This is a genomic window from Salinisphaera japonica YTM-1 (assembly GCF_003788585.1).
GTDB lineage: Bacteria > Pseudomonadota > Gammaproteobacteria > Nevskiales > Salinisphaeraceae > Salinisphaera > Salinisphaera japonica.
Genome location: NZ_AYKG01000056.1, coordinates 86,365 through 107,644 on the forward strand (window position 1 = coordinate 86,365; position 21,280 = coordinate 107,644).

A 21,280-nucleotide genomic window follows, 5' to 3' on the forward strand; every position below is an offset into this window, starting at 1 on the left:
GGACAAGCAAAAGAAGGGACTCGCACAGCAGTGCGAAAACGCCCGGCTAAAGCAGCACGTGAGCAACTACAACCTCGATATCAGAACGTCCCTGCGCGCGCCCGGGCTGCGATAGCATTCTCAACTCTCAATCCCAACCTGCCAATCCGGAAACGGATCCAGCAACAACTGCCAGGCCTGCCAACCGGCCGCCAGCTCATCGTCGGTCAACAAACACGCATCCAGACGAGCAGTCAGTCCGGCCGTATCCATATCGATGCCGATGACGACGATTTCCTGGCGGCGATCGCCGTAGTCGTTGTCCCACGCAGCCTGCACGCTGTCGCGCGCTTGATTATCCACGGGCAGGCGCTGGCCGGCGGGTTCGCTGGCCCACCAGAAGCCGGCGGCCTGATGGGTCAGGGCGCCGCCGGCCTGTGAGATTTCGCCCACCCAGTCGGGCCGCGAGGCCAGCCAGAACCAGCCTTTCGAGCGCAGCACGCCCGGCCAGTCGTGGTGCAGCAGATCGAACAGGCGCTGCGGGTGAAAAGGCAGGCGGCGCTGATAGACGAAGCTCGTGATGCCGTATTCCTCGCTTTCCGGCGGGTGCGGGGTGCCGGCCAGTTCTCGCGCCCAGCCGGGCATCTGTGCGGCGGCTTCGAAGTCGAAGCGGTCTGTGCCCAGCACGGAAGTGGCCGGCACGCGGGCCTGACAGGCCTCGATGATCTCGGCCTGGGGGTTGAGTGCCTTGAGAATAGCGATCGTCTGCGAGCGCTGGTCAGCGGCCAGCCGGTCGCATTTATTGAGTACGAGTACGTTGGCAAACTCGATCTGCTCGACCATGAGATCGACCACCGTGCGCTCGTCGTCTGCCTCGGCGGCTTCGCCGCGATCGGCCAGCTGTTCCACGGACTGGTAGTTGGCGATGAACGCCCCGGCATCGACCACGGTGACCAGCGTGTCCAGATGGGCGATGTCCGCTAACGCAAAGCCGGTGTCATCGCGCATGGCAAAGGTGGCGGCCACGGGCAGTGGCTCGGAGATGCCGGTGGATTCGATCAGCAGATAATCGAAGCGCTGGCTTTCGGCCAGGCGGCGGACCTCGCCCAGCAGATCCTCGCGCAGCGTGCAGCAGATACAGCCGTTGGAGAACTCGACCAGTGTTTCATCGATCCGCGACAGGCCGCCGTGCTCGGCCAGTTGCCGGGCGTCGATATTGATCTCGCTCATGTCGTTGACGATGACCGCGACTTTTAGACCGCAGCGATTGGCCAGCAGATGGTTGAGCAGCGTGGTCTTGCCGGCGCCCAGAAAGCCTGACAAGACCGTGACCGGCAGTTTTCGTAAAGACATTGGCGCTCGATATGTAACGATATAAAATAACAGTAAAACAGCCTAAAAAAAGCACCGTATTTGAAACGATGCCTTTCAACCGATCTGGTCAGCCGACCTGGCCAGTCTGGGTTGTTCAGCTTTTCGTGCTGGCCGCGCAGGCCGCACAAAGGCCGTCGACCTCGATTGTCTGATGATCGACCACAAAGCCGGCTTCCTCGGCCTCGCTGGCGATCACGTCATCGATCTGGCTGCTCTGGATCTCCGCGGCACGCCCACAGGTGCGGCAAATGAAGAACTTAGGCTGGTTGCGTTCGTGATCCACGGCACAGCCGATGAACGCGTTCTGGGATTCGATCTTGTGAATCAGCCCGGCTTCGAGCAGAAAATCCAGCGCGCGATAGACCGTCGGCGGGGCCGCGTTGCCGCGCTCGGCGTTGATTTGGGCCAGCAGATCATACGCCTTGGTGGGCTGATGGTTGGCCCAGATCAGCTCCAGCACCCGCCGGCGGATGGCCGTCAGGCGCAGGCCCTGCTGGCGGCACAGGGCGTCGGCTCGGCTCAGTGCATCGGCAATACAGGCGTCGTGGTCGTGTGCCGAATGGCTCAGCGCGACGTTCGTGGCAGGCTGGACCATGGTCTTTATCCCTCGTAAAGCGCTTTTAGATCACCTATTGTGGCTCGATCGAGCCAGCAGCGCGAACATCGGTATCCGCTGGCGCCGCCGCCGGCGCATGCAGGCACCGGCGATGCGCGTGGCGTTTATAGCGCATGGCACGGGCATTGATGGTGTGCGCGCCCGCCAGAATCAACGCGCCGGCAACCGTGATCCAGCGCTCGGCCGCCTCTCCGGTAACGGTAGGCCCGATATGGGCATGCGGGTGAACCAGCAGGGCAGCCGCGGCCAGCAGGGCGACGCCCAGCACACCAAGAAACGGCACGCGGGCCCGTCGATGCACGGTATAGCCACGCCCGAGTGACATCACGGCGATGGGCACGACCCCAAACAGCATGAGCTGATGAAAGAACACGTGCGCATGCTCGGTCAGCCCGAGCACCGGCACCACGGCGATCAACAGAGGCAGTGCCAGGCAGTGCAACAGACACAGCCCGGAAAGCTGGACTGCGATTCGGTCGAGTTTGGCGGTACGATGATGCATTGAATCGCTCGATACTGAGCAAGACGCGATGGCGTTATCATATAACATTAAGGAGCTGGGATGCGATCCTTTTCGAACATCGCGTATATCGCGCTAGGCACGGCGGTGCTGGTGTCCGGCCTGGCAGGCTGTGGCCCGTCCGGCCCGGCCAGCGATTGCGGCGCGCTGGCGGCCTCGGGCGCCTGGGTCACGCCCGCGCATGCCGGCTCGCGCGAGATGCTGGGCTATATGACGCTTGAAAACACCGGCGATCGCGATGTCGTCATCCGCGGCGTGGCCAGCGAGCAATTCAACAAGGCCCTGTTCCAGGACAAGGCCGCGGCCGCGACGGCCGGCGACGATGAAAACGGCGGGGCCCAGCCGCTGGCGCCGTTCACCGTGGCCGCCGACAGCCAGATCACGCTACGCCCCAACGAGCGCGAAATCGCGTTGTTCTCGCCGACCCGTGCCTATGAAAACGGCGACGAAATCCAGCTCGTGCTGGCATGTGGCGCCAACGAGGCCGAGCTTGACGTGACGGCCACCGTACGCAGCGGCCAGCCGGCCAATATGGATCTGCCGCCCACGGATGCCGAAACCACCCAGACTGAAAAAGCACTCAGTGATGGCCAGTCCCCCACGGGCGTATCGGCCACCGACGACTCCAAGACCGCCGGCTAGCCCCATGCCGCTGTCGTTTACCAAGATGCACGGGCTGGGCAACGATTTCGTCGTGCTCGAGGCCATCAACGCGCCCATCGAGCTTACGCCGGCCCAGGCACGGCGCATCGCCGACCGGCGTTTTGGCGTGGGCTGTGACCAGATACTGATCGTGGGCCCGCCGCGGGCCGGCAACGCCGATTTCAGCTATCGCATCCTCAATGCCGACGGCAGCGAATCCGGCCAGTGCGGCAACGGTGCGCGCTGTTTCGTGCGTTACGTGCGCGAAACCGGGCTGACCGACAAGAAAGCGGTCGTGGTGGATATCCGCGACGGCCAGATGACGCTTGAAGCACTCGATGACGATACGTTTTCCGTCGCCCTCGGCGTGCCGGCCTTTGCCCCGGCCGATGTGCCCCTGGCCGGTTTTGCCGCGGCCCGGCGCTACACGCTTGACGATGTGCCCGGCGGCCCGGTGATGTTCGCCGCCGTATCGTTTGGCAACCCGCACGCGGTGCTGGATGTCGCCGATATCGACACCGCCCCGGTGGCCACGCTGGGCCCGGCGCTGGAAAGCCATCGCGTGTTTCCCGAACGTGTGAACGTGGGCTTTCGCCAGATCGTGGCGCGCGATCATATCCGCCTGCGGGTTTTCGAGCGCGGCGCCGGGGAAACCCTGGCCTGTGGCAGCGGGGCCGCGGCTGCCGTGGTTACGGCCATTGCCGCGGGCACGCTGGACCGGGATGTGCGGGTGGATCTGGCCGGCGGCACGGCACGGGTCGTCTGGGACGGGCCCGGCACGCCGGCTTATCTCATCGGCCCCGCCGAGCGCGTGTTCGATGGCCGGCTGGCGGTTGCCGGCTGATTGCCGGGTCGGTAGGGCCATGCTGGTAATCTAAGGACTGGCCTGAATAGTCATCGTCTGCGAGCCGTCATGAGCGATACCCAACCCGAGCCCTCGTCGTCTGTTCCCGAGCTGGATGAAGACCAGGTCGCGGCCTGGCTGGTCGCGCACCCGGATTTCGTCGCGCGTCATCCCGAGGCCTTCGAGGCCCAGGCCATCGGCCATGACGCCCAGGGGGCGGCCTCGCTCATCGAGCGCCAGGTGGCCCGGCTGCGCCAGACCAATCGCGAACTGGCCGCCCGTTTTGAAGAACTGGTGGGCACCGCGCGGGCCAACGAAGACCGCGTGGTTCAGCTCAACCGCGTGGCCCGCATCATGGTGGGCGCGACCGAGGTCGATGCCCTGATCGCAGCATTGACCGATTCGTTGCAACAGCATTTCGGGGTGGACGCCACCGGTGTGTTCCTGGAGGGCCCGGCACGGGCTGATATCAACCGGATCCTCTGGCTGGACGATGCCTCGGCCGCCCACGAGGCGCTGACCCATGTCCGTCGGCGCGGCAAGCCGATCTGCGGCGAGCTGACAGCGGCCCAGGCCAAGGCGCTGTTCGCCGACGGCGACGATGATGCGATGTTCACCAGTGCGGCGTTCATCCCGCTGGGCCGCAGCGAGGTGCGCGGGGCGATCGTGCTGGCCAGCCGTGACCCGCAGCGCTTCACCCCCGACATGGGCACGCTGTTCGTCGAGCTGTTCGGCGCGCTGCTGACAGCCACGCTGGCCCGCCTGATCGGCGACGACGCCGTGGCCTAGCGCGTGGCCCCGGTAGACGCCGACGCCGTTGCCCAGGCGCATCGCGCGTCATTGGACAACGCGCTGCAAGGTTATCTGGATCATCTCGTGCAGATCCGTCGGGCCTCGGCGCATACCGTGGCCGCCTACCGCCGGGATCTGGGGGCCGCCGCCGACTGGCTGGCCGAGCGCGGGCATGCGGGCTGGGGTCATATCGCCACGGCCGACCTGCGCGATTATCTGGCCCATCGCCACCGTGCGGGTGCCAAACCCGCCAGCCTGTCGCGCCTGGCCTCGGCCCTGCGCAGCTTCTATACCTGGCAGATGCGCCAGGGCTTTGCCGATACCAATCCGGCCACCGATCTTCGCGCGCCGAAAAAACCGGCCAAACTGCCCGAAACCATCGACGTCGACGATCTGGCGCGCGTGCTGGACGCCGCGCCGGACGACACGCTGGAAACACGCGATCTGGCCCTGCTGGAGTTGTTCTACAGCGCCGGGGCACGGCTGGCCGAGGTCGCCGAACTGGATTTGGCCGATATCGATCTGGCCGAGGGCGAGGCACGCGTCATTGGCAAGGGCAACAAGGAGCGCCGTGTGCCGATTGGTGCCAAGGCCGCGGCCGCGCTGGACCGCTGGCTGACCGTGCGAAACACCCTGGCCGCGCCGGCCGTCACTGCGCTGTTTGTCTCCCAGCGCGGCACCCGCCTGTCACGCCGCTCGATCGCCGCGCGCATGGCGCGCTGGGCGCTCACCCACGGCCTGCCCGTGCACCTGCATCCGCACAAGCTGCGGCATTCCTTTGCCACGCATCTGCTGGAATCCTCGGCCGACCTGCGCGCGGTGCAGGAACTGCTGGGCCACGCCCATATCAGCACCACGCAGATCTATACCCATCTTGATTTCGCGCATCTGTCACGGGTCTACGACGCCGCCCACCCGCGTGCCCACGTGGGTACTGACGACGACTGAGGGCTGCGCGCGGCCGGCTTGCGCCATGTTCGGCGCCAACCCCCTGTCTTGAATCGCTTGTCGCGTGGCCCCACAACGTCTCGAACACGAAACGCAACGAGTGTTAGCTGTGAAGCAATTCGACGGTACGACCATCCTTTCCGTACGCCGCGATGGCCAGGTCGCCATCGCCGGCGACGGGCAGGTGTCCATGGGCGACACGATGTTCAAGGGCAACGCCCGCAAGGTGCGTCGGCTGTATGACGAAAAAGTGCTGGCCGGGTTCGCCGGTGGCACGGCCGATGCCTTCACGCTGTTCGAGCGTTTCGAGGGCAAGCTGTCGCAGCACAACGGCCAGCTCGTGAAATCCGCGGTCGACATGGCCAAGGACTGGCGTACCGACCGCGCGCTGCGCCGCCTGGAAGCGCTGCTGCTGGTGGCCGATTCCACCGCCACGCTCATGCTCTCGGGCAACGGCGACGTCATGGAGCCCGAGTTCGGCTGCATGGCCATCGGCTCGGGCGGCTCCTATGCCCAGGCCGCGGCCCGCGCGCTGATCGAAAACACCGATATGACAGCCGCCGAGATCGCCGAAAAAGCCATGCATATCGCGGCTGACACCTGTATCTACACCAACCATTACATCACCGTCGAGGTGCTCGACCATGAGTGAGACCGCCACCGAACAGCTGGGCACCGACAACGCGCAGACTGCACTGCCCCGTGCCCAGATGACGCCCCGTGAAATCGTCGCCGAGCTGGATCGCCATATCGTCGGTCAGGCCGAGGCCAAGCGCTCGGTCGCCATCGCCCTGCGTAACCGCTGGCGGCGCATGCAGCTGGATGAAACCATCCGCGGCGAAATCACGCCCAAGAACATCCTCATGATCGGCCCGACCGGTGTCGGCAAGACCGAGATCGCGCGCCGGCTGGCCAAGCTGGCCAAGGCGCCGTTCACCAAGGTCGAGGCCACCAAGTTCACCGAAGTGGGCTATGTGGGTAAAGAAGTCGACTCGATCATCAAGGATCTGGTCGAAACCGGCATGAAGATGACGCGCGAGGAGGCCAAGAAGCGCGTCCATAACGACGCCGAGCTGGCCGCCGAAGAACGCATCCTCGACTCCCTCCTGCCCAAACCCAAGCACGACGATTGGGATGATTCCGGCAAGGCCACCGAATCCACGGCCACCCGCGAGGTCTTTCGCAAGCGCCTGCGCGAAGGCAAGCTCGACGACAAGGAAGTCGAGCTGGAGCTGTCGCAGAGCCAGAGCATGGAAATCACGGCCCCGCCCGGCATGGAGGAGATGACCAACCAGCTCCAGTCCATGTTCCAGAACATGGGCAACAACCAGAAATCCAAGCGGGCCAAGATCAAGATTCGCGATGCCTATCGTCAGCTCGTGGATGAAGAAGCCGCCAAGCTGGTCGACGAAGAACAGATCAAGACCCAGGCCATCCACGAAGTCGAGAACAACGGCATCGTCTTCCTCGACGAGATCGACAAGGTCTGCAAACGCTCGGACGCCGGCGGCGGCTCGGGCGGCGACGTCTCGCGTGAAGGCGTGCAGCGAGACCTGTTGCCCCTGGTCGAAGGCTCCACGATCTCGACCAAGTACGGCATGGTTCGGACCGATCACATCCTGTTCATCGCCTCCGGCGCCTTCCACGTGGCCAAGCCCTCGGATCTGATCCCGGAACTCCAGGGCCGTCTGCCGATTCGTGTCGAGCTTAACGCGCTCAAGGCCGAGGACTTCGTGCGGATTCTCACCGAGCCGCACTGCTCGCTGACAGAGCAATACGTCGAGCTCATGAACGTCGAAGGTGTGACCATCGATTTCACCGAAGACGGCGTGCATCGCATCGCCGAAATGGCCTTCAACGTCAACGAAGGCACCGAAAACATCGGCGCCCGTCGGCTGCACACCATCATGGAACGCCTGATGGAGGAAATCTCTTTCGAAGGCCCCGATAAATCCGGCGAAACGCTGACGATCGATGCCGCCTATGTTGACGGCAAGCTCAAGGATCTGGCCGCCGACGAAGACCTGTCGCGCTATATCCTGTAACGCACGCGCGCTATAGTCATAGCTGACAGGCCGGAAAATCGAGCTGTTGAACCAAGATCAAGGGCTCGAATCAGCCGGGGCGGGCCATTCCGCTCCGGCTTTTTCATGCCCACGACCCAGGAGATTCATCATGGCCGACGCCCCCACCGACATCACCCTCCACCAGAAATCCAAAGTGCTGGAAGTCGTCTTCGAAGACGGCGCCACCTACAACCTCCCGCTGGAATATCTGCGCGTCTACTCCCCGTCAGCCGAAGTCCGCGGCCACGGCGGCCCCATGCAGTTGGTGACGGGCAAAAAAGACGTCGGCGTCGACAAGATCGAACCCGTCGGCAACTACGCCGTCCAACTCCACTTCGACGACGGCCACAACACCGGCATCTTCTCCTGGCAAACCCTGCGCGACATGGGCGAGCAGTACGAGGCCAACTGGAACGACTACATCAAGCGCTTGGAAGACGCGGGCGCGAGCCGTGACAAGCTCTGGCATTGAAACGGGCCAGAACCGATCGGGCGCAGCAGCGCATGGCGTTCTCTAGTCGATGCATCGCAAACGCAACGCATGAACCGCTGCCATGAAAACGGCCTCAATCCCCTCGCTTCGCGTCGCCCCCGAACTGCGTGAATCCGCCGAGCGCGTCCTGCGCGACGGCGAAACCCTGTCCAGCTTCGTCGAAACCGCCATCCGCGACGAAATCCATCATCGTGACAGCCAGGCTGAATTCATACGCCGCGGCCTCGCAGCCCGCGACGAAGCCGACCGCACTGGCGAATACTTCTCCGCCGACCAAGTTCTGGCCGAGCTCGACGACATCGCCCAGCAAAACGCCAAACGCCGCGAGACATGACCTACCGCGTCGTCCTCACACCGGGCGCGCGACAAGACCTGCTGCGGCTGTATCAATGCCTCGACGATAAAGATCTGGTGGCCGGCGCCAAAGCCCGACAAGCCCTGCGCCGCTCATTCGAATACCTAGCCGACTTTCCGTTCAACAGCCGCAAGGCTGCCGACAACGATCCAACGCTGCGCGAGATCATCGTGCCATTTGGAAAGGCTGGCTACGTCGCGCTCTTCGAGGTTAGAGACGAAGAAACGATTGTCATTTTGGCTGTTCGGCATCAGCGCGAAGCGGATTACTTCGACTGAAGACGTGGTTGAAGGAAGACAACTAAACTCTCGCCGAATATCGGTGCGGCAAGCAACTCAGAAGAGTAGAACGGGGTCAGGTTGCATTGCTACATTCAGCCGGAACAATTCACCGCGTCGGTTAACTTAGGCGATCGATTCGAGTCTCGTTTGTTGTCGGTAGTCGACCTATCAGAAAATTGTGGCAATGCAATACCTGACCCCGTCGCCCGACCCGAAAGCTGGTGCACCTGTTCTATGGCGTGATCAAGTCAGGCCAGCCGTTCCGGGCCGAAGTACCGATGAAGAGGCTTGAAATTTAAGAGGGTATTTGACCCCGTCGTCCTTGCTTGCCGAGGGCAAGCGTAGAACGCAGATGGCGGATGTTAAATTTTTTGCGCTACAATGTAGTCGCGATAAATTAACACGAGTACCTCATGGAGTTAGCCGAAATATTTACTGAGCAGCAAGCGGATGCTGGCGACCGCATTCTCGAAAGACTAGGAATCTCCCGATCCGACGCCAAGCAAATAGCGGCGTATTCCAGGCAGGCTCACGTCAACACCCACCCTTACATGCCCCTCGTAGCGCCTGGCACCAACGCCTACTTTTACGGCGTTGAAGCACTGCGTAGTATTCTAATCGAACGCGGTGAGTGGCGACTCGACAGGCAAAACGGCATCGAGTCGGTTGTGAACGATACAACTCGGGTGCAGCTCCTATACCAAAACGTGGACTCGGCCTGTACAGTTCACGATCCTCAACCGATTTCGCGAAGGGGGCCAGTCTCTCGCGAGCTGATTAACAGCGCGCAAGGCGACATGTTCGACCCTCCCGAAAATGGCGATTCGCGGCCGAAGGGTCTCGCGTACGCCGTATGGATCGTCTGCGTGTGTCACCGTAGCGACAACGTATGTGTGGAAGTGTCGCGACCGCGCAATTTCAGTGGCGGTTGGTATGAAGACTTCTACCAACGTGTCTTTATTGCAGACTCTCCGCTGGATGACCTCGGTGCGCCGTTCGAATCGAGCGCCGACGATAACGCGTCGCAGAAAGATAGCGCGGATCTCGACGTCCCCGTTACGCGCAAGAAAGCAGAGTGAGCGTGAGCCCTTATGTTCAATCCAGCCAGGCTGACCATCGCGCGTGAGCGTCGTCAGGTGACCAAAAAAGCCCTTGCCCAAGGGGCTGGTATCAGCAATGTGACGCTGACCCGGATTGAGACGGGAGAAACTGCCCAACCGGAACAGGAGACGATCGCGGCTCTGGCGACCACGCTGAATTACCCGAAAGCCTTCTTTTTCGGTGACGACCTCGAGACGCTACAGACCAAATCGGTCAGCTTCCGTAGCTTGTCATCAATGACTGCGAAGCAGCGTAAGGCGGCGCTGGCCGCTGGAGCGCTCGCCTATTCGATAGACGACTGGGTACAGCGTAAATTCGATCTCCCGCAATCCGAAGTGCTAGGTTTACGTGGCGAAGACCCGGCCACAGCCGCGATCACGGTTCGCAGCGCCTGGGGCGTCGGATATCAACCGGTTCGTCACATGATCAAGCTCTTGGAGTCCAAGGGCGTTCGACTGTTCTCACTCGAGGAAAGCAACCACAACGTGGACGCGTTCTCTGTGTGGCGGGGAGACAAGCCGTACGTGTTCTTGAATACGCTCAAGTCCGCTGAAAGAAGTCGTTTCGATGCGGCGCACGAACTCGGCCACCTCGTACTTCATCAGCACGGGCTACTTGATGATTTAGGCGAAAACGAGAAACGGGATCGAGAACGCGAAGCTGATCAGTTTGCCTCCGCGTTCCTTATGCCCAAAGAAGATCTGCATGCGCGCCTACCTAAATTCCCCTCTTTGCAGCAAATTGTAAAAGCTAAGACTCGATGGGGCGTCTCTGTGGCCGCTTTGGCTCGCTCGTCTTACGACGCCGGAGTCATTTCGAACTGGCAATATCGAGCCTTGTGCCGACAACTGAGCACTCTCGGGTACCGGCGTAAGGAGCCAAACAGCCAGAATCGCGAATACTCCATCGCTTGGGATAAAGTCCTGCGCGAACTATGGCTTGAGGGTTTCACCAAGGACGACTTAGCTGCTGAGCTGAATCTCCCTGTCGACGAAGTTGAATCGCTTCTACAGACCGCGCCGCCCTCGAAGCAGGACGAAGTGGCCCAATCCCGAAGCACGAGATATAGCAGACCGGGGCTTCGATTGGTACGCGATAACGCCTAACTCATAGCAACGAAAAAGGGCGCCAAGGGGCAGATGGGGTCAGTTTGAGCATTGCCACATTTACGCCCCCCTCCGTTTGATTTTGTGGCACTGCAAGCCATGACCACGAACCTCATGCTCTCGCCGGACACCTTCTTTTATCAAGGCAGGGCGTACGGATCGTGTGGTTGCCAGAGCAGTCGATCTGGCATGCGTCACGCGCCGACGTGATGCGTAGTCGGTCGAATCGAATGGCGTCAGCGAGCTGGCGTTCGCTGCGCCGGGCATCGATGCAATATGTTCGTAGAAAGATCGAACAAGTGATTTCGATGATGAACCTGCCCGGTCGCTTAGTGATTTGTCGCGGAATTCCACGCCGAGTGGCCTCTGATGCCTAGCCGCTTGTACCGCTGGCTGCGATTGGCGCCCGGCGAGGCTGGGCCTGTCGTCGGGTCGTTCTTTTATTTCTTTTTCTTGTTGGCCGGTTATTTCGTGTTGCGGCCGGTGCGGGATGAGATGGGGATCCAAGGCGGCGTTGATCAGTTGGCCTGGGTGTTCACGGCGACGTTCGTGACGATGTTGGCGATTGTGCCGGCGTTTGGTTGGGCAGTGCGGCGCTTCGCGCGACGGGCGTTGGTGATGGTGTGTTACGGCGCCTCGATCGGTGTGATCGCGCTGTTTTTTGTGTTGATGCAGGCGGATGTGGCGCCGGCGTGGACGGCGCGGGCGTTTTTCGTCTGGACGAGTGTGTTCAATCTGTTCGTCATCTCGCTGTTCTGGAGCGTGATGAACGATGTGTTCGACAAGCACCAGTCGCTGCGCTTGTTCGGTGTGATTTCGGCCGGGGGTAGTGCGGGGGCCATCGTGGGCCCGGCCTTGACGGCTGCACTGGCGGAGCGGTTGGGGACGGTCGATCTGTTGTTGATTTCGATCGGGCTGTTAATCGCTGCCACGGGCTGTGCGCTGGCGGTGATGTCGTCGGCGGCGGGCTCGGCCAGTCGGGCGCGGCCGGGCCGGGCCGAGCGTACGGGCTCGATCTGGGCGGGGGCGGTGCATGTGTTTCGCTCGCCTTATCTGTTGGCGATCTGTGTCTTCATCATGGCCTACGCCTCATTGTCGACGTTTTTGTATTTCGAGCAGGCCCATATCGTGGCGGCCGCTTTTGATGACTCGGCCACGCGCACGCGGGTGTTTGCCGGCATGGATCTGGCCACCAACACGCTGACACTGGGCTTGCAGTTCTTTGCCACCGCGCGTCTGGTGGCCTGGCTGGGGTTGCCAATCGCGCTGGCGATGATTCCTGTGGCGGTCGCAGCCGGTTTCGGTGCTTTGGGGCTCGCGCCCACGTTGGTGGTTCTGGTGGTTTTCCAGGTGGTTCGCCGGGCGGGGAACTATGCGCTGACCAAGCCGGCGCGCGAGATGCTTTTCGGCGTTGTACCGCGAGAAGACAAATACAAGGCCAAGAATTTCATCGATACGGTGGTGTATCGCTTTGGCGATGCCGTGAGTGGCTGGGTCTATACCGGTCTTGGCGTGCTGGGCCTTGGCCTGGCCGGCCTGGCGCTGGTCGCAGCCCCCTTGGCGCTGGCCTGGGCCGCGCTGGGTTTCATGCTGGGCCAAACACGCGAGCGCCGTGCGCGTGCAGATACGGCCGGCGACACAACTATAGAACAGGAGCGTGCGAGATGAGCCGATACCGAGATACCGATCCCACGTCGACAATGCGTCGTCGCCTGCTGGCCGCGGGTGCGGCGGCCGGGGCGAGTACGTTCTTGCCAAGCGCGCTGTGGGCGGCGACGACTAAGAACGATGCGGCCAAAGACGCGCCCTCCGCCGCCACCTCGGCCATGCGAACGCGGGCCATTCCGTCCACCGGCGAGCAGCTGGCGGTGATGGGGCTCGGCTCGTCGGGCACTTTTTCCTACGCCAACGGCCAGCGCGCTGCGCTTCGTCAGGTACTTGAAGCGTTCGTGGCCCACGGCGGCGAGATGGTCGACACCTCGCCGACCTACGGCAATGCCGAAACCGTGATCGGCGAGCTGGCACGCGATACGGGCCTGCGCGACGCGCTGTTCATGGCCACGAAGGTGCATATCCGCGGCCAGGCCGAAGGCAAGCAACAGATGGATACCTCGGCCGAGCGGCTGGGAAAACCCATCGATCTGATGCAGATCCACAACTTCGTGGACCTGGAAACCCAATGGGCCACGCTCAAGGCGCGCAAGGCTACGGGTCAGTATCGCTATATCGGCATCACGCATTATTTGACCCGGGCCTTCGAGCGCCTGGAGCGCGAGATGCGCGACAAGAACATGGATTTTGTCCAGTTCAATTACTCGATCATGACGCCCGAGGCCGAGGAGCGCCTGTTGCCGTTGGCGGCTGATCGGGGCATTGCGGTGATCGTGAACCGTGCGTTCAACGACGGCCAGTTCTTCCGCGCGGTCAAGGGCCAGACGTTGCCGGGCTATGCCAAGGAGATCGGCATTGAGAGCTGGGCCCAGTTCGCCCTGAAATACGTGCTGGCCGAGCCGGCCGTGAACGTGGTGATCCCGGCCACGGGCGACCCAAAACACTTGATCGACAACATGGGTGCCGGCACCGGGCCCTTGCCGGATAAGGCGATGCGCCAGCGTATGCGCCGTACCGTGGCCGAGCTGGCCTGACCCCCGCGGCGGAGCGGATCGTACGCCGCCCCTCAGCGGGCGGCAGCCCTAGAGCAACACAAGCGACATCAGCCACACGGTGACGATGCCGGTGATGCCCTGAATTAGCGTTGCAATCGTCATCGAGCGATACGCCAGCGCGACCGGCATGCGGCTGAACTGGGAGACGACCCAGAAGAAGCTGTCGTTGGCGTGGGACACGGTCATGGCACCCGCGCCGATGGCCAGCACGCACAGCGCGAGGCCCATGTCGCTGTCCAGGCCGATATCGCCAAGGAGCGGGGCGACGAGGGCCGAGGTGGCCACGAGTGCGACGGTCGACGAGCCCTGGGCGGTCTTCAGCGCGGCGGCCACGATGAACGGCATGAAGATGCCGATGCCGAGCGCAGACAGCGTGTCGCCAATGAAATCAGCCAGCGGCGTGGCCTTGAGCACGGCCCCGAAAGCACCGCCGGCACCGGTGATCATGAGTATGGGAGCTGCGGCCTCAATGCCTTGGGTCACGCGGTCCTGTAGGGCGTCGCGGCGGTTGGTGCGGGGCAGCAGCGGAAATGCAGCGACCAGGCCCAGGGCCAGGGCGACCAGCGGGTCGCCCATAAATTGCAGTGTGGCACTCAGGCTGCCACTGCCCAGCGGCTGTGACGGAAACGCGGCGAGCGAGCCCAAGCAGATGAGAGCAATCGGCAGGCCGATCGGTGCAAAGGCGGCCAACGGGCCGGGCAGGGCGCCATGTTTTTCACGAAAGGCTGCAAAAGCATCGCCGGCGCCGATATGGTCGGCATCTTCGGTCAGCAGGCCGGCCTCGGCATCATCCCGGCCCAGAAAACGATTGGCCCAGAGCATGCCGGCCAGGGCCGTGACCAGGGCCACGATGGCGCCCAAGAGAATCACCAATCCAAGATTGCTGCCGATGCCCAGGTTGCCGGCCGCGGCGATGGGCCCAGGCGTGGGCGGCACGAACGTGTGGGTGGCATACAGCCCGGTGGCCAGGGCCACGCTCATGGCGGTCACCGAAACCTGCATGCGTGCGGCGACGGCGTTCTTGAGCGAGTTGAGAATCACGTAGGCCGAGTCGCAGAACACGGGAATCGAGACCAGATAGCCAATAAGCGACATGGTGAGCGTCGGGAAACGCTGGCCCAGCAGGCGGATGAGCGTATCGGCCATGGTCAGTGCCGCACCGCTTTTTTCCAGTATCACGCCGATGATCGTGCCGAAGACGATGACCAGGCCGATGCTGCCCAGGATATTGCCAAAACCCTGCCCGATGGCCGCTACCACCTCGGCCGCCGGCACGCCGTAGGCCAGCCCGCCGACAAGGGCGGCGAACAACAACACCAGAAACGGGTGAAGCCGAAGCCCGGAGGTGGCGACGACGATGAACGCGACGAGCGCGACAAGTATCAGGGTATAGAGCACGAGAAGGCGTCGGGCAGATGCGTGGCTGTCAGCGATCCTGCCCGAATCGGTGCGTCGGAAGAAAGCACCGGTGTGCACGCCCGCTGCTTACTTTTGTTTTCAGTGGGTTACTACGATTCGCTCGATGGCTGGCGCAGTTTTACAAGGCGCTATGGCCTCATTTACGCCGCCAGACGGTGAGGGCCGTTTCAGGTTCTACTAAATAACGTGTTGTCGCCGGAACTGGCCCGCGCTAGTGTCAGCTATAAGGCGCATGATGATCATGGCCTTTGGGGTTATTAATCGAAATGAAGAGGGAGTTATGAAAAAGATTCTTCTAGGCGCTGCCTTGCTGGGCGTGAGCGTGTCGGCCAGCGCGGTGTCTCCGGGCGGTGATGGTTGTGGTTGGGGCAACCTGGTGTTCGAGGGCAAAAGCGGGTTGCCGGTGCATTTGCTGGCCACAACGGTGAACGGGACATCGGGTAACAAGACGTTCGGTATGACCAGCGGCACCAACGGCTGCGACACGAGCGGCGCGTTGACGTATGACGGCAAGAGCCTGTTGGCCATGAACGGCATGCTGGAAGAGGTGGCCCAGGACATGGCGGTTGGCCACGGTGAGGCATTGACGGCGCTGTCGGTTTCCATGGGGATCGAGCCCGGCGACCGTGCGTATTTTGATCAGGTCATGCATCAGCATTTCGCCGATGTGTTCCCGAGCCAGGATGTCGACGCCGGCCAGGTGATGACACATATCGACTCGGTCATGCAGCAGGACGCCCGTCTGAAGGTTTATACCTCGTAATACGGCATTGGCCGCGCATGCCCTGCCAAGCCTGCGCTTTGGCAGGGTTTTTTATGTCTGACAGCCGGTGACGATGCGTTTTTTTCTTTTGTTTGTGCTGTGTCTGGCCGGCCTCGGTTTGAGCGCGCCCGGGCCTGCCCGCGCCGCGACGGCGCCGGCCGGCAGCGCGTCGACACTGGCCGATGCGGCAACGATTGCGCGCCTGGCTGATGCCCCGCGCTGGCAAGCGTTGTTGCACTACAACCCGGGGGCCACACTTCGTGGGGTGGGCGAAAGCTACGTCGACGATAAAGATTTCTTTCTGGCCCCCGACGGGGCGAGCGATGCCGCCCATGAGCTTGCTGCCAGTATCCAGGCGTTGGCCGCGCCGGACAGTGCTGCCCGGTGCCGATACCCCGCACGCTACAAGTTCATTGCCAAACACCTGGGTTGGGACACCCGCGATGCGCTCGCGCACTGCACGGCATACCAAGACTGGCGCTCGCGGATGCCGATCGGCCGGCTGGTCATGGTGTTCCCGGCGGCGTATCTGAACAGTCCCTCGTCGATGTTCGGGCACACGCTGCTGCGTCTGGATGCCTCGGCCGAACCCGAGTCGGCTTATTTATCGCGGGCGATCAATTTCGCGGCCCAGTCGACCACGGCGGACGGCTCGGTACTTTATGCCTGGCGTGGCCTGGCCGGCGGGTATCCGGGGCGGTTTTCGGTGAACTCGTATGTCGAGACGATCCATCGCTATGGGTTCATCGAGAACCGCGATATCTGGGAATACCCGCTCAATCTCGACCACGACGAGCTGGATTGGCTGGTACGCCATCTGTGGGAGTTGCGGGGCGTCAATTTCGATTATTACTTCTTCGACGAAAACTGTTCGTTTCGACTGCTGGAGTTGATCCACACGGCGCGTCCGGCGGCTGATCTGCTCTCCGGCCAGCGTATTGCCGAACTCCCGGTACACACCATTCGGACATTAAAACGTGCCGGGCTGGTCAGTGGGCGTGATTACCGGCCCTCAAAGATTCATGCCTTGCAGCATCGCGCCGATCGGCTTGATGCCAATCAACGCCGGCTGGCCCAGCGGCTCGTGAACCACACCGAGCTGCTTGATACGCCGGCCTTTCAGCGTCTGTCGCCGGCCGATCGGCACCGTGTTGCCCAGGTGGCGTATCAGGCACTTCGTGTGAAGGGGCGCAAGAACACGCGCCGCGATGAGACGGCCCGCGACAGCCTGGCTCTGCTGCGGGCCGTGCAGGCTAATCCGGCGCCGGACGTGCCGCCGGTCGAGCCGCCGGCGCCGCCGGAAGACGGCCACGGCACGCATCTCGTATCGCTGGCGGGCGGCCGTCTGGACGGCGCGGCCTACGGTGAGTTCGGTTTTCGCATGACGTATCACGACGTGCTCGACCGGCCGCAGGGTTTTCCGACCGGCGCCGGGATCGAGGGGTTTGATCTGGCGGTGCGGGCCTATGACAACGGTGAAATAAAACTCGAACGCCTGGGCCTGGTCAATATTCGCTCGATCGTGCCGCGCGGTACGTTCTTCAAGCCGGTGTCCTGGTTCGTGGACGGTGGGCTCGAGCAGACGCCGGTTCGCGACACCCGGCAGCTGGGGCTGTATCTGCACGGCGGGCCGGGCGTGTCCTGGCGGGTGGGCGATGTGATGCCGTATGTGTTTGCCGCCGGTCGTGTCGAGACCGTGGCCACGCAGGAGCCCACGGTGGCCACCGGGGTCGGGGCCAATGCCGGGGCGCTGTGGATCACGCCTCACGTGCAATGGGGGCTCAGCGTCGAACAGCTCTATTTCGCCCAGCATTTCGATCGAAAACAGGCCAGGGTGAGTGCGAACGTGCCGGTATCGCGCAATAACGCGATCCGGGCCCAGTGCAACTACGAAGCCTGGCGCTCGTCCGGGCGAACGGGCTGCCAGGTGGCGTTCCGGCATTATTTCTAGAAGTTATAGCGCAGCAGCACCCCGGTCTGGCCGTCGCCGGCCGGGGTTTGCCCGTCGGTATCCCGATCATCGGTTTCTGTGTGCTCGAAGGCGACGATGGCGCGGGCGTCGAAAAACACCCACCGGATGCCTTGTATGAAGGTGACGTTGCGCGCTGCACTATGGCCGTCGAACAGCGCATTGAGGCCGGTATAAAGCTGCACGCTGCCCGGGGCGATGTTTTCGAGGCGGTAAGCCGCCACGCTTTCTGTGCCGTGGGCGGTATCGAGCGCGCGATCACGCCTGTAGCCGGTGAATGACGGCGCGCGTATGAGGTTGTGGTAGGTGCCGCCGATGGCGGCCAGATACCAGTGGCCGGGCGTCCAGCGCAGGCCGAGCAGGCCGGCGGTCATATCGGCATCCACGCGCGTGCCGGGCGTCTCGTCGTAGTCGTCGATATCGCTGTGTGCGATCGCGCCGGCGATCGACAGGCTGGGCGCGAGATGCCATGCCGCGGCGGCCTGCAGGCTGCGATCGCGTTGTACGCCGCGGGTTTGTGTGCCGGCCACACCGGTTTCTTCGCGCCGCGCATTGCGCGGGGCTTGCCACATGACACCCACGTTCAGATTGCCGAACCGGTTGCGATAAGACACCGCGCGATCGGCCCGCCCGATACCCTCGAACGCCCCGGCCAGGCGGCGACCGCCGAAGGTGCCTTGAGCAGCCAGGCCGTTGATCGAGAAATAGTCGGTCCAGCTGGCCACCAGGTCGTACCACACGCTGTATTGCTTGCCGGCCAGAACGGTGCCGTAGCGCGGGTGGCTCAGGCCGGCGTACTGCTCGCGCTTGAAGCGGTTGCTGGTGGCGTTGTCTTGATAAGCGTCGAAGGCCCATTCGCTGAGCACCAGCCCCGACCAACCGTTGCCAAACACGTGTTCGGCGATGCCGCGGATACGCGAGCCATAGTCGCGTGGATCATGATCGTCCTCGGGCACGTCGTGGCGCCAGATGCTGGCAGTCGCCAGGCGGCCACTGACGATCAAGCGGTTATCGGCTGATTCATACACGATAGCCGCACTGGCCGCGCCGGAGGCGCCGCTGATGACGGCGATCACGAAGCCGCACTGATAAAGCCGGGCTAAAACACAGGCGACGAGCCGTTTCATGGCGCGCGATGGTGCAGAAACTCGGTGGCCGAGATCTGGTCGTCGCCGTCGATATCCAGCACATCGGCCCGCCCACCCAGACGGGCACGGGCCTCGCCGCGGTCGATGACACCGTTGTCATCGGCATCAGCGGTATGAAAGGCGGCCACATCGGCCGGGGCGGCAGAGCGTTCGATGGCCGTGCGATCAAAGCCGCCCGGCCCGAACCAGGGGCCGCTGCAGCCGGTCAACGCCGCCACAAGGGCCACGGCCCAGCCGCTACGGTGAGCAAAACGCTTATCAAAGAAAGAGTGATCGGGTCGGCGCATTGGGATTCGAATCGATGCCGGGTGCGTGGTGGTGTGGTGGCGATAAGAACGAACGCCGAAAACACGCGCCCACCCGGCGATTCCAGGCGTCGGCGCGTGCAGATGACATCGTTTGGATCATGCTAGGCAGGCCAGCTTTCATGAACCTGTCATAACCGATCCAATCCGCGGCGACTTTAGTCGCATGCATCTGTGGCTCGCCGAAGACGACGTGCCGGTCGCCAAGGCGATGACCACGTTGTCGACCGTGGTCGGGCATTGTCTTGATCGTTTGATCCGCGCGGTACCGTACGCACGACAACAGGCGCTTGTTCGTTTTCCAGGGCTCTATGTAACTTTGCTGATGGCAGGGTCGGCTGGGCTGGTCGACAATCCGGCCATCAACGCGGGCCCTGCAAGTGACTGCCCATGATCGATGAACAGACTGCCGTGGGCAGCCGGTTCCGTTTATCCGAGCGTTCACAGACGATTGTCCTTCTAGGCGGCGTGCTGGCACTCGACGGGGCCGATAAATCCGCGGTCGGGGCGATCGCCAGGCCGCTGAAAGACGCGCTCGATATCGGCAATTTCCAGATCGGATTGCTGGTGGCAGCCTCGACCGCGATCGGGGCGATCACCACGCTGCCGATCGGCGCGCTGGTCGATCGTGTGCATCGCGTGCGTCTGCTGGTGGCCATGATCACGGTCTGGTCGCTGGCAATGATCGTCAGCGGCTTCACGAACTCGTTTGTCTGGCTGCTGATCAGCCGGCTGGCGCTGGGCGGTGTGGCTGCCGTGGCCGCGCCCGCGGTGGCGTCGTTGACCGGCGATTTCTTTGCCTCGGTAGAGCGTGGGCGGATCTGGAGTTATCTGCTGGGTGGCGAGCTATTGGGCTCGGCCGTTGGCCTGGCACTGTGTGGCACGATCGCCGGCATCGCCTCCTGGCGCGCCGCGTTCTGGCTCTTGGGGGCGATTGGCCTGGGCTTTGCGGTCTTGATCGCTTGGGGGCTGCGCGAGCCGGCCCGCGGCGGCGCGGCGCGCTTGACTCAGGCCGATACGCAGGCCGTGCAGAACGACGAAAACGAGGTGCCGTCGGTCGCCGAGCAGGCCGAGGCCCGCGAGGACGTGACCGCCAGCCATACCGCACCGCGCCGGGTTGATCCTGGCCGCATGGCCTTCATCGACGTGCTGCGCTATATCCTGTCGATCCGCACGAACGTGATCCTGATCGTGGCCTCGGCGCTGGGCTATTTCTATTTCACCGGGCTGCGTTCGTTCGGCGTGACGCTCATCGCCGAGCGTTTCGGCCTGTCGCAATCGGTGGCCAGTCTGACCACGGTCGCCCTCGGCACGGGCTCGATCATCGGCGTGTTGATCGCCGGGCGTGTGACCGACCGGCTGATCGCGGGCGGCTGGCTCAACGCGCGTATTCTCGTGCCGGCGGCCGCGCTGTTCGGCTGCGGTGTGCTGATGGCCCCGGGCGTGCTGGCCACCACCCTATGGATCACCGGGCCATTGCTGTTTCTATCCGCGGCCTGCTTTGGCGCCAGCAACCCACCGCTGGATGCGGCCCGCTTGGATGTCATGCACTCGCACGTCTGGGGCCGGGCTGAAGGCGTGCGTACGGTCATTCGCAATGCTTTCGAGGCCGTGGCACCGCTGGCCTTCGGCGGGCTGGCTGCCCTGCTGGGCGGCGGCGGCGGGGTGTTCGCGGCCCGCGGGCAGGCCAGCTCTGACGGCGTGGCCCTGGCCTGGACGTTTCTCGCCATGGGTATCACGCTCGTGGCCGGCGGTCTGATTCTGTTGTTGGCACGCCACAGCTACGCGCGGGACGTGGCCGATGCCGCGGCCTCCGAGCGTGCCACGGGCCCATAAAGATCGCCGAACGGCCGTTATCATCGAGCTGTCATCAAGGCGTCGCGGGCAGGTCAT

The 21,280-nt window shown here is 63.1% G+C and carries 23 protein-coding genes; 17 read left to right on the forward strand and 6 right to left on the reverse strand.

Translation table 11 applies throughout. From position 1 onward, the window contains the following. Positions 1 to 120 precede the first annotated feature (120 nt). The 3 genes from SAJA_RS13455 to SAJA_RS13465 form a co-directional block, all read right to left on the reverse strand. Positions 121 to 1,332 (reverse strand): GTP-binding protein, encoded by a 1,212-nt coding sequence (locus SAJA_RS13455; protein ID WP_123659184.1) that lies wholly within the window; start codon positions 1,330 to 1,332, stop codon positions 121 to 123. 115 nt (positions 1,333 to 1,447) lie between these two features. Then, entirely contained in the window at positions 1,448 to 1,948 is a 501-nt protein-coding gene (locus SAJA_RS13460; RefSeq protein ID WP_123659185.1) for a Fur family transcriptional regulator, read from the reverse strand. A 34-nt stretch (positions 1,949 to 1,982) separates the two neighbouring features. Further along, positions 1,983 to 2,471 (reverse strand): MerC domain-containing protein, encoded by a 489-nt coding sequence (locus tag SAJA_RS13465; RefSeq protein WP_184999898.1) that lies wholly within the window; start codon positions 2,469 to 2,471, stop codon positions 1,983 to 1,985. 60 nt (positions 2,472 to 2,531) lie between these two features. On the opposite strand from SAJA_RS13465, the gene SAJA_RS13470 reads away from it, so the two are divergent. From SAJA_RS13470 to SAJA_RS13530, 13 genes are all read left to right on the forward strand, one after another. After that, positions 2,532 to 3,131, forward strand: a complete 600-nt coding sequence (locus SAJA_RS13470) for a copper chaperone PCu(A)C (RefSeq protein WP_123659187.1) — start codon at positions 2,532 to 2,534, stop codon at positions 3,129 to 3,131. A 4-nt stretch (positions 3,132 to 3,135) separates the two neighbouring features. Beyond that, positions 3,136 to 3,975 carry a diaminopimelate epimerase gene (dapF, locus tag SAJA_RS13475; RefSeq protein ID WP_123659188.1) on the forward strand — a complete coding sequence of 280 codons (840 nt, stop codon included), beginning with the start codon at positions 3,136 to 3,138 and terminating at the stop codon, positions 3,973 to 3,975. A gap of 69 nt (positions 3,976 to 4,044) precedes the next feature. Beyond that, complete coding sequence (locus tag SAJA_RS13480; protein WP_123659189.1) at positions 4,045 to 4,764, forward strand: DUF484 family protein; 720 nt, start codon at positions 4,045 to 4,047, stop codon at positions 4,762 to 4,764. A 3-nt stretch (positions 4,765 to 4,767) separates the two neighbouring features. Beyond that, positions 4,768 to 5,715, forward strand: a complete 948-nt coding sequence (gene xerC / locus SAJA_RS13485; RefSeq protein ID WP_221180251.1) for a tyrosine recombinase XerC — start codon at positions 4,768 to 4,770, stop codon at positions 5,713 to 5,715. A 109-nt stretch (positions 5,716 to 5,824) separates the two neighbouring features. After that, positions 5,825 to 6,367, forward strand: coding sequence for an ATP-dependent protease subunit HslV (gene hslV, locus SAJA_RS13490; protein ID WP_123659190.1), 543 nt, complete (start codon positions 5,825 to 5,827; stop codon positions 6,365 to 6,367). After that, entirely contained in the window at positions 6,360 to 7,760 is a 1,401-nt protein-coding gene (hslU, locus tag SAJA_RS13495; RefSeq protein ID WP_245963335.1) for an ATP-dependent protease ATPase subunit HslU, read from the forward strand. The genes hslV and hslU overlap by 8 nt, the downstream gene beginning before the upstream one ends. A 130-nt stretch (positions 7,761 to 7,890) precedes the next feature. Further along, positions 7,891 to 8,253, forward strand: coding sequence for a gamma-butyrobetaine hydroxylase family protein (locus tag SAJA_RS13500; RefSeq protein ID WP_123659191.1), 363 nt, complete (start codon positions 7,891 to 7,893; stop codon positions 8,251 to 8,253). 82 nt (positions 8,254 to 8,335) lie between these two features. After that, entirely contained in the window at positions 8,336 to 8,608 is a 273-nt protein-coding gene (locus tag SAJA_RS13505; protein WP_123659192.1) for a YlcI/YnfO family protein, read from the forward strand. Then, positions 8,605 to 8,907: a type II toxin-antitoxin system RelE/ParE family toxin gene (locus SAJA_RS13510; RefSeq protein ID WP_123659193.1), complete on the forward strand. Its 303-nt coding sequence runs from the start codon at positions 8,605 to 8,607 to the stop codon at positions 8,905 to 8,907. Before SAJA_RS13505 ends, SAJA_RS13510 begins: the two co-directional genes overlap by 4 nt. 416 nt (positions 8,908 to 9,323) lie before the next feature. Continuing rightward, on the forward strand, positions 9,324 to 9,989 hold the full coding sequence (locus tag SAJA_RS13515) for a hypothetical protein (RefSeq protein ID WP_123659194.1): 666 nt from the start codon (positions 9,324 to 9,326) through the stop codon (positions 9,987 to 9,989). A 12-nt stretch (positions 9,990 to 10,001) separates the two neighbouring features. Next, positions 10,002 to 11,117, forward strand: a complete 1,116-nt coding sequence (locus SAJA_RS13520; protein WP_123659195.1) for a helix-turn-helix domain-containing protein — start codon at positions 10,002 to 10,004, stop codon at positions 11,115 to 11,117. Positions 11,118 to 11,486: 369 nt separating this feature from the next. Beyond that, entirely contained in the window at positions 11,487 to 12,785 is a 1,299-nt protein-coding gene (locus tag SAJA_RS13525) for an NTP/NDP exchange transporter (RefSeq protein WP_123659196.1), read from the forward strand. Next, positions 12,782 to 13,762 carry an aldo/keto reductase gene (locus SAJA_RS13530; RefSeq protein WP_123659197.1) on the forward strand — a complete coding sequence of 327 codons (981 nt, stop codon included), beginning with the start codon at positions 12,782 to 12,784 and terminating at the stop codon, positions 13,760 to 13,762. The genes SAJA_RS13525 and SAJA_RS13530 overlap by 4 nt, the downstream gene beginning before the upstream one ends. Positions 13,763 to 13,810: 48 nt before the next feature. Here the strand turns inward: SAJA_RS13530 and SAJA_RS13535 are convergent, their stop codons facing one another. Then, positions 13,811 to 15,181 (reverse strand): GntP family permease, encoded by a 1,371-nt coding sequence (locus SAJA_RS13535; RefSeq protein ID WP_123659198.1) that lies wholly within the window; start codon positions 15,179 to 15,181, stop codon positions 13,811 to 13,813. 301 nt (positions 15,182 to 15,482) lie between these two features. Here SAJA_RS13535 and SAJA_RS13540 point away from each other — a divergent pair, with 301 nt between their 5' ends. Continuing rightward, entirely contained in the window at positions 15,483 to 15,965 is a 483-nt protein-coding gene (locus tag SAJA_RS13540; RefSeq protein ID WP_123659199.1) for a DUF3015 domain-containing protein, read from the forward strand. Between the two features lie 73 nt (positions 15,966 to 16,038). Then, positions 16,039 to 17,916 carry an Lnb N-terminal periplasmic domain-containing protein gene (locus tag SAJA_RS13545; RefSeq protein ID WP_123659200.1) on the forward strand — a complete coding sequence of 626 codons (1,878 nt, stop codon included), beginning with the start codon at positions 16,039 to 16,041 and terminating at the stop codon, positions 17,914 to 17,916. Here SAJA_RS13545 and SAJA_RS13550 read toward each other — a convergent pair. After that, positions 17,913 to 19,061 carry a porin gene (locus SAJA_RS13550; protein WP_123659201.1) on the reverse strand — a complete coding sequence of 383 codons (1,149 nt, stop codon included), beginning with the start codon at positions 19,059 to 19,061 and terminating at the stop codon, positions 17,913 to 17,915. The two genes, SAJA_RS13545 and SAJA_RS13550, sit on opposite strands and share 4 nt — an antisense overlap. Then, positions 19,058 to 19,369, reverse strand: a complete 312-nt coding sequence (locus tag SAJA_RS13555) for an EF-hand domain-containing protein (protein ID WP_123659202.1) — start codon at positions 19,367 to 19,369, stop codon at positions 19,058 to 19,060. Before SAJA_RS13555 ends, SAJA_RS13550 begins: the two co-directional genes overlap by 4 nt. 184 nt (positions 19,370 to 19,553) lie before the next feature. Here SAJA_RS13555 and SAJA_RS13560 point away from each other — a divergent pair, with 184 nt between their 5' ends. After that, on the forward strand, positions 19,554 to 19,781 hold the full coding sequence (locus SAJA_RS13560) for a hypothetical protein (protein ID WP_123659203.1): 228 nt from the start codon (positions 19,554 to 19,556) through the stop codon (positions 19,779 to 19,781). After that, a complete protein-coding gene (locus SAJA_RS13565) occupies positions 19,778 to 21,223 on the forward strand; it encodes an MFS transporter (RefSeq protein ID WP_123659204.1) in 1,446 nt (481 codons plus the stop codon). Before SAJA_RS13560 ends, SAJA_RS13565 begins: the two co-directional genes overlap by 4 nt. Positions 21,224 to 21,280: the final 57 nt, after the last annotated feature.